The sequence below is a fragment of the Flavobacterium cauense R2A-7 genome (genome assembly GCF_000498475.1).
GTDB lineage: Bacteria > Bacteroidota > Bacteroidia > Flavobacteriales > Flavobacteriaceae > Flavobacterium > Flavobacterium cauense.
Genome location: NZ_AVBI01000014.1, coordinates 11,157 through 26,145, shown reverse-complemented (window position 1 = coordinate 26,145; position 14,989 = coordinate 11,157). Strand labels below are relative to the sequence as shown.

At 41.7% G+C, this 14,989-nt stretch carries 14 protein-coding genes; 5 read left to right on the top strand and 9 right to left on the bottom strand.

Annotated features, from left to right (window positions below; all coding sequences use genetic code 11):
• Window positions 1-6 precede the first annotated feature (6 nt).
• From bioA to FCR2A7T_RS06210, 6 genes are all read right to left on the bottom strand, one after another.
• Window positions 7-1,278: an adenosylmethionine--8-amino-7-oxononanoate transaminase gene (gene bioA / locus FCR2A7T_RS06235; protein ID WP_023570437.1), complete on the bottom strand. Its 1,272-nt coding sequence runs from the start codon at window positions 1,276-1,278 to the stop codon at window positions 7-9.
• A gap of 20 nt (window positions 1,279-1,298) precedes the next feature.
• Window positions 1,299-1,919 carry a dethiobiotin synthase gene (gene bioD / locus FCR2A7T_RS06230; RefSeq protein ID WP_023570436.1) on the bottom strand — a complete coding sequence of 207 codons (621 nt, stop codon included), beginning with the start codon at window positions 1,917-1,919 and terminating at the stop codon, window positions 1,299-1,301.
• Between the two features lie 54 nt (window positions 1,920-1,973).
• Window positions 1,974-2,585 carry a hypothetical protein gene (locus tag FCR2A7T_RS06225; RefSeq protein WP_035117631.1) on the bottom strand — a complete coding sequence of 204 codons (612 nt, stop codon included), beginning with the start codon at window positions 2,583-2,585 and terminating at the stop codon, window positions 1,974-1,976.
• Window positions 2,575-3,078 carry an RNA polymerase sigma factor gene (locus FCR2A7T_RS06220; RefSeq protein ID WP_035117622.1) on the bottom strand — a complete coding sequence of 168 codons (504 nt, stop codon included), beginning with the start codon at window positions 3,076-3,078 and terminating at the stop codon, window positions 2,575-2,577. The genes FCR2A7T_RS06225 and FCR2A7T_RS06220 overlap by 11 nt, the downstream gene beginning before the upstream one ends.
• A 72-nt stretch (window positions 3,079-3,150) precedes the next feature.
• Window positions 3,151-3,348, bottom strand: a complete 198-nt coding sequence (locus FCR2A7T_RS06215; RefSeq protein WP_023570434.1) for a hypothetical protein — start codon at window positions 3,346-3,348, stop codon at window positions 3,151-3,153.
• A 75-nt stretch (window positions 3,349-3,423) separates the two neighbouring features.
• The gene (locus tag FCR2A7T_RS06210) at window positions 3,424-4,560 is read right to left on the bottom strand and encodes an aminotransferase class I/II-fold pyridoxal phosphate-dependent enzyme (protein WP_023570432.1); all 1,137 of its coding nucleotides are present in this window, start codon (window positions 4,558-4,560) and stop codon (window positions 3,424-3,426) included.
• A gap of 93 nt (window positions 4,561-4,653) precedes the next feature.
• Between FCR2A7T_RS06210 and FCR2A7T_RS06205 the strand changes: the two genes are divergently transcribed.
• Window positions 4,654-5,169 carry a hypothetical protein gene (locus FCR2A7T_RS06205; protein WP_035117617.1) on the top strand — a complete coding sequence of 172 codons (516 nt, stop codon included), beginning with the start codon at window positions 4,654-4,656 and terminating at the stop codon, window positions 5,167-5,169.
• Between the two features lie 18 nt (window positions 5,170-5,187).
• Window positions 5,188-7,146 (top strand): transglycosylase domain-containing protein, encoded by a 1,959-nt coding sequence (locus FCR2A7T_RS06200; RefSeq protein WP_035117793.1) that lies wholly within the window; start codon window positions 5,188-5,190, stop codon window positions 7,144-7,146.
• A gap of 115 nt (window positions 7,147-7,261) precedes the next feature.
• Here the strand turns inward: FCR2A7T_RS06200 and FCR2A7T_RS06195 are convergent, their stop codons facing one another.
• Entirely contained in the window at window positions 7,262-8,011 is a 750-nt protein-coding gene (locus tag FCR2A7T_RS06195; protein WP_035117614.1) for a LytR/AlgR family response regulator transcription factor, read from the bottom strand.
• Window positions 8,008-9,831 carry a tetratricopeptide repeat-containing sensor histidine kinase gene (locus tag FCR2A7T_RS06190; RefSeq protein WP_023570429.1) on the bottom strand — a complete coding sequence of 608 codons (1,824 nt, stop codon included), beginning with the start codon at window positions 9,829-9,831 and terminating at the stop codon, window positions 8,008-8,010. Before FCR2A7T_RS06190 ends, FCR2A7T_RS06195 begins: the two co-directional genes overlap by 4 nt.
• A 151-nt stretch (window positions 9,832-9,982) precedes the next feature.
• On the opposite strand from FCR2A7T_RS06190, the gene FCR2A7T_RS06185 reads away from it, so the two are divergent.
• From FCR2A7T_RS06185 to FCR2A7T_RS06175, 3 genes are all read left to right on the top strand, one after another.
• Window positions 9,983-11,287 carry a hypothetical protein gene (locus FCR2A7T_RS06185; RefSeq protein WP_023570428.1) on the top strand — a complete coding sequence of 435 codons (1,305 nt, stop codon included), beginning with the start codon at window positions 9,983-9,985 and terminating at the stop codon, window positions 11,285-11,287.
• Between the two features lie 17 nt (window positions 11,288-11,304).
• Entirely contained in the window at window positions 11,305-12,477 is a 1,173-nt protein-coding gene (locus FCR2A7T_RS06180; RefSeq protein WP_023570426.1) for a vWA domain-containing protein, read from the top strand.
• A gap of 80 nt (window positions 12,478-12,557) precedes the next feature.
• Complete coding sequence (locus tag FCR2A7T_RS06175) at window positions 12,558-13,940, top strand: PQQ-dependent sugar dehydrogenase (RefSeq protein WP_023570425.1); 1,383 nt, start codon at window positions 12,558-12,560, stop codon at window positions 13,938-13,940.
• Here FCR2A7T_RS06175 and FCR2A7T_RS06170 read toward each other — a convergent pair.
• On the bottom strand, window positions 13,937-14,977 hold the full coding sequence (locus FCR2A7T_RS06170; RefSeq protein WP_023570424.1) for an aldo/keto reductase: 1,041 nt from the start codon (window positions 14,975-14,977) through the stop codon (window positions 13,937-13,939). The genes FCR2A7T_RS06175 and FCR2A7T_RS06170 overlap by 4 nt on opposite strands.
• Window positions 14,978-14,989: the final 12 nt, after the last annotated feature.

Sequence of the window (14,989 nt, the reverse complement as noted above, 5' to 3'; positions counted from 1 at the left end):
ACAAAGTTAGCATTCTGTCAACGCTTCTTCCAGTGTTTGGTAAATTTTTTCCAACTGCGCATCGGAAATCACATACGGTGGCAACACATAAACGATATTTCCCACCGGACGCAGGATAATCCCTTTGCCGATAAAGAAATTGTACAGTTTGTTTCTGAAAGCACCATAATAACTTTCCGTTCCGTCGGTTTTAATTTCCAAAGCAAAAATTACACCTAAAACCCGCGTGGTTGCGACTCTCGGATGATTTTGAATCCGTTGCTGAAAGGCTAAATGTTGTTTATTCACCCGTTGAATATTTTGCTTCATGACATCGGATTCCAACAATTGCATACTCGCCAGTGCAGCCGCACAGCCTGTCGGATTGGCCGTAAATGTGTGTCCGTGGAACAAAGCTTTATTCACATCGTCATCGTAAAAACCTTCGAACAATTCCTGAGTGAATGTGGTAATGGCCATAGGAATTGTGCCTCCGGTTAACGCTTTCGACAAACACATCATGTCCGGCTTTTCAGTTAAATAATCGCAGGCGAAATTTTTTCCGGTTTTCCCGAATCCTGTCATGACTTCATCAGCTATGGTAAACACCCGATGTTTTTTACAAAGCGCCATCAGTTTATCGAGTTCGGCAGGCGCATACATTACCATTCCGGCAGCGCCTTGCACTAACGGTTCGAAAATAAATCCGGCAAACTCATTGGTTTTCAGAAGTCGCTCCAAGGCTTCATAACTATCGGCTTCATGGCTCGGAGTTGGCACCGGAATACGAATCACTTCCAAAAGCGAACCTTTAAACGCTTCGGTAAAAAAAGAAATTCCGCTCGCCGCCATAGCCGCAAACGTATCGCCGTGAAAGGCATTTTCAAAAGCAATGATTTTGGTGCGGCGTTCGCCTTTATTGTAAAAATACTGCAAGGCAACTTTAATGGCGATTTCCACCGCAGTCGATCCGTTATCGGAATAAAAAAGTTTCTGCTGATTGTTGGGCAACAACTGCATAAGTTTTTCTGCCACTTGAACAGCAGGTTCATGCGTGAAACCACCAAACAAAACGTGTTCTAAAGTGGTTAATTGTTTATAAATCGCATCGGCTATGAATCGGTTGGAATGTCCGTACGGATTCACCCACCAGGACGCAATGGCATCAATGTATTCTTTTCCGTTTTCATCCCACAACAATGCGCCTTCGCCTTTCGTAATGGCAATATGCGGTTGCGCGGTTTTGTGTTGGGTGTAGGGATGCCAATTGTATTGTAAGTCTCTTTCGGATAGGTTCATTTTCAATTGCAAATTATTAATTACGACAATTCAAGTAAGGTTGTTCTGAATGTATCGGCATAATATCGGATAACATTGGAATCAAAATACGGTTCGTTATCGATGCGGCCAATGCATTTCAAACCCGTTTTTTTCAGAATAATGGTTTCCGATGCAGGATTTTCATCGCCGTTAAAAACAATTCCGGCAATATCCAGTTTTCTGTTTTTTAAAGCTTCAATCGTCAATAATGTGTGGTTGATGCTGCCCAGGTAATGTCGGGAAACCACAATTACTTTATAATCGGACTGAATCAAATCGATAACGCAATCGGTTTCATTCAACGGAACGAAAACGCCACCCGCGCCTTCCACAACAAGATTGTTTTTTGTTTTTGGTTCTTTGATTTTTTTCAAATCGATAGTAACACCGTCCAACTCTGCCGCCAAATGAGGGCTCGCAGGCGTATTGAGCGCATAGGCATTGTCAAAGAAATGCGTTTTGCCGTTTGAAATGTATTTTTTGATTTTATGCGTATCGGAATTGTCCAAATCGCCGGCCTGAACGGGTTTCCAGTAATCTGCTTCCAATGCTTCGGTGATGATAGCGGAAGCGATGGTTTTACCAACATCGGTTCCGATTCCTGTGATGAATAGTTTCATGATTCAATAATCTTTCTACAAAAATAAAAAACCCATCCTAAAGATGGGCTTTTATTATTCTTCTTTTAATTCGTCGATTACTTTCCGGATTTCTTTAGCATATTTCCCGTAAAAATGATGTACCCACCATTCGAGTGCTAACCCCATAATTAAAATGGTAACACCAACCACAACAAACAAAACGGTTAAATGTGTATTGTTCAAACCGGTTGAAAAATCGGTTTTTTTAGAAAATTCCAAATACGTAAACCCTAACATAAACAAGACCACAAACGGCGTTAAGGCAAAACCGAATGTTTTATACAATTCCATGTTCAATCGGATATCAAAATAGGTTTCATACAAACTGTCTTTGGTACTTAAGGCAGTCTTATTTAGTCGTTTATAGAAAATATACAGTTTCACCAAGTAATACACACAAACGGCCACAAAAATGGTAAACAGCAAATAAAATGGCGCGAAAGCTTTTTCCGGCAAACGATGAATAAATGGCACAAATCCAAGCAATACTATGGAAATGATCTGGTAAACGAACTCGTTTTTAAGGTTCTTTTTAATCATATCCAATGGCGTATTGGCCGATTGCAGTTTTTCTAAATGATTCGGAACAACAACATTTTCTGTCTTCTCATTGTTCCAAGCGGATTGTATGTCGTTAAAGTCCATATCCCTGATTTTTTATAATTTCTTTTAATTTTTCTTTTGCTCTGTTTAATTTCACTCTGGCATTACCTTCCGAAATACCCATATTCCGGCCAATTTCTTTATGCGAAAACCCCTCGAGTTGGTAAAAGATAATCGCTTTATCAATTTTATCCAATTGCTGCACCGCACGGTAAAAATGTTCCAACTGATTTTCTTTAACGTCTGCATCACTTTCTTCTTCACCGATGTTTTCGGAAGCAATTTCGTATTTGTCGACTTTTCTTTTTTCCTTTTTCAGAAAGACAATCGACGTATTAATTGCCACGCGGTACATCCAGGTAGAAAACTGACTTTCGCCCTTAAACGTTTCATAGGCCTTCCAGAGTTGACAAACTATTTCCTGAAACAAATCCTGTTGGTCGTCCGGATTGTCCATATACATCTTGGAAACCTTATAAAGTATGCCTTTATGGGTTTCAATCCGGGTTAAAAATTTTTTTTCCTTTGACTCCAAAACAGTTTACTTATTCTTTTCAATTCTGATTGATTTCCTGATGTTTCTTGATTGATGATTGAAATACCGCTTTTATTTTTTCCGCATTAACTGCATTGACATCATACTTTTACCGAAAATGATTGCAGCTATAATCAGTCCTATTGCCGAAACTTCTTTATCAAAGACAAAATAACTTACCAGAGAATAGCTTAACAGAAAAGAAGACAATAAGATTAAAGTAATAACAGCGATTGCTTTTACTTTGTTTGGAGTAATTTCTGTTTTCATAATTGTTTTGTTTAGTGGATTACGTCTCGTAAGTAATTCAAATTCCAAAACGTTACAGAATTTTTATATGTTTTTTTAAAGAAGCGAGGAAATACATGCCATAACAGCCGAAATTTCCTCTTTCGAATTGTAGCTGTGCAAGCAAAAACGAAGGCGTTCCTGTCCTTCGGGAACCGTAGGCGACAAAATGGCTTTAACGTCAAATCCTTTTTCCTGAAGCTGTTGCGCTATGCTTTTTACTTTCTCGTTTCCGGGAATGATGGCCGATTGTATAGCCGACTTACTGTGCACAAACAAAGGTTTTAAACCGAAGAGGTTTTTCTGCTGATTGAAATGTAGTATGTTTTCTCGGAGCGCATTGATTTTTTGAGCTTCCAATTGTTGGTACGCAATTAAAATAGTCGCTACCGAATGCGGAGACAACCCAGTGGTGTAAATAAAACTCCGCGCGAAATTGACCAGATAATTTTTTAACGGCTCACTACCTAAAACTGCCGCTCCATGACAACCCAAACCTTTCCCAAAGGTCATGATTCGGGCAAACACTTTATCCTGAAGGTTCATACTTTGCACCAATCCTTCTCCTTTTTCCCCGAAAACCCCCAAAGCATGCGCTTCATCCAACACCAAAAGACAATTGTATTTCTCACACAATACCGTAAGTTCTTCCAGATTCGGACAATCGCCATCCATGGAAAAAACGCTTTCCGTAACCACATAAATTTCGGAAGTATCGGTTTTAAAGCGTAACATCAACTTTTCCAACGCTTCGAAATCGTTGTGCTCGAATTTATAGGATTTAGCGTTCGACAACTGAATCCCGTCGCGAATGGAAGCGTGGCTCAATTCGTCATACAAAATCACATCGCTGCGCTGCGGCACCGAACTGAAAAAACCCACGTTGGCGTCGTAACCCGAATTAAAGAGTAATACACTTTCCGATTGGTGAAATTTCGCAATAAAATCCTCCGTTTCGGCATACAAAACATGATTGCCCGACAACAAACGCGAACCCGTAGCACCGTTGGTTTTTATGTTTCGATCCGATAAAAACCAGTGGGTTGCCTCAAAAATAGCTTCACTTTTCGCAAACCCAAGATAATCGTTGGACGAAAAATCTATCAGATTGTTTGGTTCCGATAACTTTCGCAACGAATGGCTCTGAATGCGTTGCTGTAACTTGTTCGCTAAAGATTTCGGGAAGTGTTTCATGCTTCAAAAATAAAAAAAGCACAAGAATTTCATAAGACTTTCGTTTTTTATTTAACAAGTACAATTTCAAAATTCTTTCAATATCTTTATTCGATGAAATCTACATCCGAAATCCTTCAAATCATCAACCATTACCATGAAATGGGCGAACCTGCTTTGGCCGGTGCCTTTGTGATTGAAGAATTCGGTCTGGCGCAACCCAATTTTCAAGGTTTTGAATTCCGGGAAAAAGCCAACCCAGACTATATTCTGATGACGACTGAAGGCACTTTCGGTACACCGCAAATCATCCGTATTCCGGAAAACGCTTTTGAATTCCCGTTCCCACTCATCATCAACCTCATCGCCCACGAAATGGTGCATGTGATTCAGAAAGCTTCAGCAACGATGGTTTCCGACAAAAACGAACGCGAATGGCAGGCCTATTGTGAAATGTTGTTTCATCATCATTTTCCATTGGTTCCCGAATGTTCCGATTATCACAAAAAGTTCTTCGCTTCAAAAGCCATCGAATACTACAACCGCATGGGCGAAGGCTCGGAATTGCAACAAAAATACGCCCAACAGAAATTGGAAGTGGAAAATTTAGTAGCTTCGCTGTCACAATAACAACTCTTTTCAATGGCAATACGATCCAAAAAGCAAAAGTTTTTTCTTTTTCTGAAACTCTTCGCAGTACTGTTACTGCTGGCTTTGGGCGGAATGTATTTTTTCCGCGATTCCTTATTGCAAAAAGCCCTCAACAAGGCCGAACATAAATTCGACAAGGAATATGACTGTCGTTTTTCGGTAAAACAGGCCAACTTTATTGGAATTTCGGGGGTAGAGATGCACGATATTGTGCTGATTCCCAAAAACGCCGATACGCTTTTATCGGTACAGAAAATTAAAACCAGCTACAGTCTGCTGGAACTGCTTACCGGCGACATTCAGTTGAAAAACCTGGAAATGAACAACGGTTTCATCCAATTGGTAAAAAACGAAAACGGCCGCAATTTTGACGCTTTCCTAAAAAGAGACACCACAGAACAATCCAATGAAAAACGCAATTATGCGAAATTGGCGTACCGTTTGTTGTCGAAAGCGCTAAATCTGGTGCCCACCGAAATGAAACTCCAAAACCTCTCGCTACGCATGGACGACATGGGCCGAAAGGTAACCTTACACATGAACGATTTACAGTTGGAAGACCATCAGTTGCAAACGGCTATCCATGTAAAAACCAATACGTTTTCGCAAAACTGGAACATCAAAGGATTCGCCGATCCGCGCGAAATGAAAGCCGATCTGAAATTCTTCAACAGCGACACGTCTAAAATCCAATTGCCTTATATCGACGAGCGTTTCGGACTCAAATCCAGTTTCGACAACATCCGCCTAAAACTGGACAAACTGGAAATGGAAAGCGGCGAATTGCACATCGATGGCTTTACTTCGATTGACAATTTCACCATCAATCACCCGAAAATTGCTAAAAAAGATGTGGTAATTCAAAACGCGCGATTCGATTACCGTTTCTTGTTGGGAAGCGATTTCATTTCGATTGACAGTACCTCATCGGCACAACTGAATAAGATTAAAGTACGCCCATTTGCCGAATACAATACCGAAGCAGACACGATTTACAAACTGAAAATCGACATCCAAAAGATGAAAGCACAGGATTTCATCACCTCGTTACCACAAGGCTTGTTCACCCATTTTGAAGGCATGGAAGCCGAAGGAATGTTCGATTACCAACTCGACTTCGAATACAACAAAAACAAACCGAACCAACTGGTTTTCGACAGTAAACTCAACAAAGAAAATCTCCGCATTGTAAAATACGGTGAAGCAAATTTGGCGAAACTCAACGGCGAATTTACCTATCGAGCGATCGATAAAGGCGTAGAACAACGCCCTATTTTAGTCGGTCCCGCCAACCCGAATTACACGCCTTTGGATCAGATTTCCCCGTATCTGGAAAAAGCTGTTTTAACCAATGAAGACCCGTCATTTCGCCGTCACCGTGGCTTTATTAATGAAGCTTTTAAACAATCGATTGTAAAAAACATTCGTACCAAAAAATTTGCCCGTGGCGCGAGCACGATTAGCATGCAGTTGGTGAAAAATGTCTTCTTAACCCGGGAAAAAACGCTTTCGCGGAAACTGGAAGAAATCCTGTTGGTCTATATTTTGGAAAACAACCGTATTGCGTCCAAATCCCGTATGCTGGAAGTGTATTTCAACGTGATTGAATGGGGGCCGAATGTGTATGGTATTGGCGAAGCAGCACAATTCTATTTCCAGAAAAGACCGAGTGACTTGACGCTGAACGAATGTTTATACCTGGCTTCCATCGTACCGAAACCCAAGAAATTCATGTGGCAGTTTGACAACGAAGGGAATCAGAAACCGTATGCGAAGAAAAATCAGAATTACATCAAAAACCTGATGTTGCGCCGCGCGTTAATCAGTTCTGATGACACCATTGGACAATCGGTGCCGATTTACATTTCCGGTCACGCCCGTTCGTTTTTGAAACTGAAAGTCGTACAGGATTCGATCCCAAGTGATTCGCTTTTGGTGGACGAGTTTGATTTTTAAAAAAGAGACTTATTTAAACAAACGGCTTTGACATTCCGACAAAGGAGGAATCCCATCAATTTATGAGATTTCTCACCGCAAAGCTTCAAAATGACAACTTACTCTGCTTGTGTAACTATTTAAAATTCCGCAGAAAATCGTCTTTGTAAGTTGGCGAAATTTCGATTTCCGCACCGTCATTCAGCATAATTGAACCACCCTTATTATAGGATTTTACGAAATTGATATTGATGATGTGCGACTTGTGTACGCGTAAAAAAGGAAACGGCAAAATTTCCGAAAAGTGTTTCAGAAAACGACAGACCATTTTCTTGCTACCGTCCGACAAATACAAATCGGTGAAATTTCCATTGCCGCGCAAACGCACGATGTCTTCCATTTTTACCACTTCAAAACCTTCTAAAGTGGGCAAAATTACCTGTTTTTTTTCGGGTTGGGTCTCGCGGAAATTTTCTACGATGATTTTGTTCCGATTGAACAATTCGTTGTTCAGAATATGTTGTTGTACTTTATTTACTGCGACAATTAATTCTTCAATGCTAATCGGTTTCAACAAATAATAGGCTGCGCTTTGGTTTAAAGCTTTCAGGGAATATTCGGAAAAAGCGGTTACGAAAATCGTTTCGAACTGCAAATCTTTACAGGCTTCCAACACGTCAAAAGCATTTCCGAACGGCATTTCCACATCCAGAAAAACCAGTTGCGGCGTAACTTCGTGCAATAACGGCACCGCTTCTTTGATGTTTTGCGCTTCACCAATCACTTCGACTTGCGGACAATATTTGCTCAGATAGTTTTTGAGCACTTCGCGGGCAGCGGCTTCGTCTTCTACAATTACGGCGCGTATTTTCTGTAAGGTCATCATGGTTTGTCGAGTATGGGAAACGTGATTTCTACTAAAGTTCCGGTGGTTCCGCTATTTTTTTCGGTGATGGAAAAAGCAATATTCGCTTTATACAATTCATTCAGCAAACTGATGCGTTCTTTGGTATTGGTCAATCCGCGCGACTGATGCACTTTTTGATTTTGGGTTTTCAGTTCGGCACTTTTGGTCAAACCGATGCCGTCATCGTCAATCAGAACCGAAATTTTATTGTTTTTTATACCGAAACACAATTGCAACAAACCTTTCGTTTCCCGATAGCGCAAGCCATGCCAAATCGCGTTTTCCAGATGCGGCTGAATGAGCATGTTGGGCACAAAAGTCGTTTCGGTGTCGAGATTTTCGTCGACTGTAATTTCATAATCGAATTTGTCCTGAAAACGCAAATGCTCCAAATCCAGGTATTTTTTCAACTGCTCGATTTCACTGCTCAGACTGATGAAATCCTTATTGGAGTTTTCCATCATGTTGCGCATTAAGTGCGAATACGACGTTAAGTATTTGTTGGCTTCCAGTTCTTTATTCTGCGAAATGAATTGGTTGACGCTGTTCAGACTGTTGAAAATAAAATGTGGATTCATCTCGCGACGCAACGACTGCAACGCAATTTCCTTATTTTTCGTTTTGATGGAATACAGCGCTTTGACAATCAGTCCGAAAAACAACAGCAATAACACCATCGATCCCATCAGGAAATAATTGAAGGTGTTTTTCTTGGAAATCAATTCGTCTTTTAAGGCTTTTTCCTTTTCCAGCTGACGGATTTTTTCTTCGGTAACCTGAAACGTTTTTTCATCAATCAACGAACTGTCGTTTTGAATCAGTTTATCAAAATGCTGAAAAAAATCGTCATACAACGCAATGCTTTCCTTGTCTTTTCCATTCGATTTATAATACTGTAGCAACTGCAACAAACTGGTTTTCACTTCCGCCGTTTTACCTTGTTGCATGGCAAGTTGATACGCCTGCTTTAAAACCGTGATTGCTTTTTCGGGTTCGTTTTTCTTGAAATAAATCGTCGCCAATTCCTGCAATTGTTTGATTTGGATGTCGAAATCGTTTTTTGCTTGGGCTTCGGTCAGCAATTTTTCGTTGATGGCAATGGCTTTGTCGAACTGATTGTCAGATGCGTACACTTTTGCAATTTCGTTTTTCAGTTTTACAACCGCTTCGGGTTGGTCTTTCGAATAGGAAATCGCTTTTTTATAGCTTTCGATGGCGACTTCCTTATTTTTTTGTTGCAGACTTACCTCCGCCTGTTGTACATAGGCATCGGCAACCTCAGCTTTTTTATCTTCTTTTTCCAGCAGTTGAATATTCGACTTGTTATAAACCGCCTGCGCCGCAGGATTATTGATGCTGCGCAAACGGTTCGCATCGTTTTGATTGACCTGCTCGTAGCTTTTATCCATCGAGGCGGCTCCGGCTGCTTCATAATTTTTGATGGCAGCTCCGACTTTATTCTGTGCTTCCTGCACTTTGGCCAATGCACGGGTCACACGGATTCTGTCTTCGGTACGCTTTAATTTAAGATAGCCTGCCAATGCTTTTTTGAGGTATTCTTCGCCTTTGGCATAGTCTTCCTTATCGATAAATCCCTGTGCGAGGTTTTCATAATTCTTGGCGATGCCCAATTCGTCATTGGAATTTAAGGATTCTTTTAAATCGTCTGCCGCTTTACTGATTTTGGAAACCGACGCTTTTTTGCTCTTCATAACCGGTTTAATAGTATCCTGTGCTAAAGCTTCCGAACTGAAACCCAGCATCAAAATTCCCGCTAAAACCATTTCTTTCAACCGCATCCGATTCGTATTTATTTCTAAATGTAAAGTAAATTATTTTAAAATCCTTTTCCTAATGGTTTCACCAAGTCAAAACCCCGTTTCACCCATTCTGCAAAAAACACCTGTTTTCTCTGAATAATTTTGGGATAGAATCATAAAACGAAAAACCATGAAAACCGAAAATTTAGCAATAGTATTGAATGCAACTGCATTAATCACCGGAATCCTTCTGAAAGACAAAATCACTCCGGAGAACAAATTCATCACACCTTATAAAAAAACCTTAACCGAAGAAAAACCTTGTGTATTTATGTCGGTCATGGGCGAACAATCCGTTACGGGTTACAACACCTACAAACAGGATTCCAAAAATACGTCGGCCATATCGCAAGGTGAAAATTGGCTGCTAAAAGCACAAAATAACGACGGTGGTTGGGGCGCCGGTTCGCACAACAATCAGGGAGAAATGAATCCGCATGCCGTGAGTTCAGATCCTGCTACAACAGCAATGGCAGCGATGGCCTTATACCGTTGCGGCTATACTGTTGAAAAAGGCGCTTACAAACAAAAACTTTCCGATGCCTTACATTTCTTATTAAACGAAGTCGAAAAAAACAAAGACAACGAATTCATTACGCAGGTGCGCGGCACGCAAATCCAAACCAAATTAGGTCAGAATATTGATGCCGTACTGACATTACAATTCCTAAATCAGGTGGTGCCGACTTTATCCGATAAGAAACTGACGAAAAGAGTCGAAAACGCGATTCAGATTTGCGTCGACAAAATTGAAAAATCCTATGACGGTAGCGGAAAAGTTTCTGGTGCGGGATGGGCCGGTGTTTTACAATCGTCGTTTGCCAATTCCGGTTTGGAACAGGCGGCAAAAAACAAAAACATCAAAGTGAGTAAAGACAAAATGGACGCCGCCCGTAATTATCAGAAAAGCAATTATGATGCCGACAGCAAAACGGCAAAAACCGAAGACGGCGCCGGAATCATGTTGTATGCCGTGAGCAGTTCGGTTCGGGGAAGTGCTGCCGAAGCCAAAGAAGCCGAAACCCTTTTCGAAGAAGCCAAAGCCTCAGGGAAAATCGACAAAAAAGCCACTTTAAACCGTGCCAATCTGGAAAAAATCGGCATCACGAAAGAAAAAGCCGCAAGTTATGAAGTAGCCGATAAAGTATACAAAGCCGCCAAAGTACAGGCGATGGACAACAACGTGATGAACGGCTTTGGGAACAACGGTGGCGAAGAATTCCTGAGTTTTCTGCAAACCGGCGAATCGATGATAGTAAAAAAAGACGCTGACTGGAAAACCTGGTACGACAACGTGAGCGGCAAAATGATTAAAATCCAAAATCAGGACGGTAGCTGGAACGGACACCATTGCATTACCAGCCCGGTTTTCTGCACCGCCACTTCCCTGCTGATTTTAACCATCGAAAACGACATCAAAACATTACAACAATAACTAAAAAAGCAACTCCCATGAAAAAGCACATCACCACCGCCCTTTTTGCAACCGCCTTATCTTTTGCAAACTGTACGAATGCCAAGACCCTCAACGAACCGCAAATTGCTAATCAACCCATTTCTGTGGAAAAACCTGTAAAAAAAGAAAACACCAAAATTCAGGTGGCGATTCTTTTGGACACCTCCAACAGTATGGACGGTTTGATTGAGCAGGCAAAATCCCGATTGTGGAACATCGTAAACACCTTAACAACGTTGAAATACCACGGAAAAACGCCGGATATCGAAATCGGATTGTACGAATACGGGAACGACGGACTTTCGCCGCAATCGAATTACATCCGTCAGGTCGCACCGTTGACCACCGATTTGGATCTGATTTCCGAAAAACTGTTCTCCTTACGCACCAATGGCGGAAACGAATACTGCGGTGCCGTAATTGCTGATGCTACGAAACAACTTTCATGGGGTAAAGACGAGTCGAACATGAAACTGATGTACATCGCCGGAAACGAACCGTTCAATCAGGGGAACATCAACTATAGAGAAGCCATCAGCGATGCATTGCGCAACGACATCTACATCAATACGATTTTCTGTGGGAATCAGGAAGAAGGCATTCGCACGTTTTGGAAAGACGGTGCCGATGCCGGAAAAGGAAAGTATTTCAACATCGATTCGAACCGTGCCGTATTGTATATTGCCACGCCGTATGATGTTAGAATTTCGGAATGCAATGCCAAAATCAATGATACCTACATCGGTTATGGCTCGATGGGACACTCTAAAAAAATGAATCAGGTGGCGCAGGATCAGAACGCACAAGGCGTTTCGGCAGCAAATTATGCGGAACGTGCGGTAAGCAAATCGAAAGCCGTGTATAAAAACGAAAGTTGGGATTTGGTCGATAAAATGAAAGATGACAAAGATGCCGTAACCAAACTGAAAAAAGAAGAATTGCCTAAGGAGCTACAAAACAAAAGTAAGGAAGAAATTAAAGTGTACGTCGAGAAAAAATCGAAAGAACGTGAGGCGATTCAGAAAGAAATAGGCGAATTGGCCAAAAAACGTCAGGCGTATATCGATGCGGAAGCCAAAAAATCGAAATCACAAGACGATTTGGGTAATGCGATTAACACTTCGGTCATTGCTTTTGCGAAAGTGAAAGGCTATACCGTAGAAAAATAAAACCATCCTTGTTTCTTACTCAAATCCCGGCCAAGTGTCGGGATTTTTATTTAACTTTATGATATCCAAACCATTAAGCCATGAAAGTATTTTTTCTTTTTATCGCTTTGGTCTTTGTCCAATGCATGCAGCACTCCCAAACCGTTGCACCCGTCATTGGCCTGCAGTCTTTTGCCACCGGTTTTTCTGCTCCTGTGGAAATCACTCATTGCGGTGACAGCCGTCTTTTTGTGGTAGAACAGGACGGACTCATCAAGATCCTGAATCCCAACGGAACCGTCAATACCACTCCTTTTCTGAATATTACCAATTTAACCAATGCTAATGGCGAACAAGGTTTATTGGGTTTGGCCTTTTCACCCGATTATGCTTCCAACGGTTTATTTTACATCAACTACACCAACCTCAGCGGAGATACCGTTATTGCACGATATTCCGTCAATTCCAACAATCCCGATACGGCCAATCCTTCCGGAACGGTTCTTTTAACGATTCCCCAACCCTATTCCAATCATAACGGCGGTACTTTAAAATTTGGGCCCGATGGGTATTTGTACATAGGCATGGGCGATGGCGGCAGTGGTGGGGACCCGGAAAATCGGGCGCAAAACACCAATGAATTATTAGGCAAAATGCTTCGGATTGACGTTAACACGGGGCCTCTTTACGGAATTCCGCTCAACAATCCGTTTGTAGGTGTGGCCGGAGCCGATGAAATTTGGGCCATCGGACTACGAAATCCCTGGAAATTCAGTTTCGACCGACAAACCGGCGACTTATGGATTGCAGATGTGGGCCAGAACCTCTACGAAGAAGTCAACCGTGCCGGAGCTACGGAAGCGGGGTTGAATTACGGCTGGCGCTGCTACGAAGGTAATGCTGCTTTCAACATAACGGGCTGCGCAGCTCAAAACACCATGAAAACGCCACTGTTTGTGACCAATCACAGTAATGGATTTTGCTCTATTACGGGCGGTTATGTCTATCGCGGAGTGGCTTATCCGAATTTTAAAGGAAAATATTTTTTCTCCGACTACTGTAAGGCGCAGATTGGTATGGCCGACAGTTCCGGTACCGTAACCTTTTCGCAAACCTTTAGCGGTAATGCTTTTGTAACGTTCGGAGAAGATGCGAATGGGGAACTTTATGTGGGTTCCATCAACAATGGTGTGATTTACAAATTGGTCGACAGTTCGCTGAATGTTGCTGAAGTAAACCGAAAATCATTTAAAGTGTATCCGAATCCTGCAACCTCAGAGGTATTTGTACAAAGCAATGACGAAGAACTCTTTGCGACCAATTTGGAGATTATTGATGGCAACGGAAAAAAACTACTGTCCCAAAAAACAGAAAACCTGCCACTACTTTCCGTGAATACGGCAACGTTAGCAACAGGTTTGTATTTTTTGAAAGTCAAAACCAATACGGGCTTGGTTTCCATCTATAAATTCCTGAAAAATTAAGGTGCCGGATTCGGAATTGATTCCTGAATTTTATCGATTTGTGCGATGACAGCATCAGTCAATTGTACCTCAAACGCGTTGATATTTTCTTCCAATTGCGCCAGTGATGTAGCGCCAACAATCGTAGAAGTCACAAACTGCTGATGGTGCACAAAAGCAATCGCCATTTGGGTTAACGTTAATCCGGAATCCTGTGCCAATTCTTTATACAATTGGGTGACTTTATAGCAATTTTCATTCGTATAGCGTATGAAATTGGGGAACAACGCCATGCGGTAATTCGGCTGCATTCCGTCCAGGTATTTACCCGATAAAAAGCCGAATCCTAAAGGAGAATACGCCAGCAAACCTACATTTTCACGCATGCAGATTTCGGACAAGCCTACTTCGAACAAACGGTTCAGTAAGGAATACGGGTTTTGGATGGTGGCAATTCGTGGCAGGCTGTGTTTTTCACTTTCGTTTAAAAACTTCATCACGCCCCACGGATTTTCATTCGAAACCCCGATGTGTTTGATTTTCCCTTCCTTGATCAAGCCGTCAAAAACGGTTAAAACCTCTAAAATATTGTCCTGCCATTTAGTGTCGATTTCCGAAACCCCGCGTTTCCCGAACATGTTCATCACGCGCTCCGGCCAGTGCATCTGGTACAAATCGATATACTCCGTTTGCAGGTTTTTCAAACTCAGATCTACCGCTTCGTGTAAACTTTTTTTCGAAAAATCCAGCGGCTGACGAATGTATCCCATGCCGCGATTGGGTCCGGCTATTTTAGTGGCTACAATCAGTTTTTCCCTTTCCGATTTTCCAATTTTATTCAACCAGGTCCCTATGAAACGCTCGGTACTTCCGAAAATATGTTCGTTCCCGCCAATCGGGTACATTTCGGCCGTATCGATAAAATTTATGCCTTTTTCGATGGCAAAATCCAATTGGGAGTGCGCTTCGGCTTCGGTATTTTGGTTTCCGAAAGTCATCGTTCCAAGGCAAATTTTGCTGACTTGTAAATCGGTATTAGGTAAAGTCGTGTAGTTCATATTTTAAGTTGC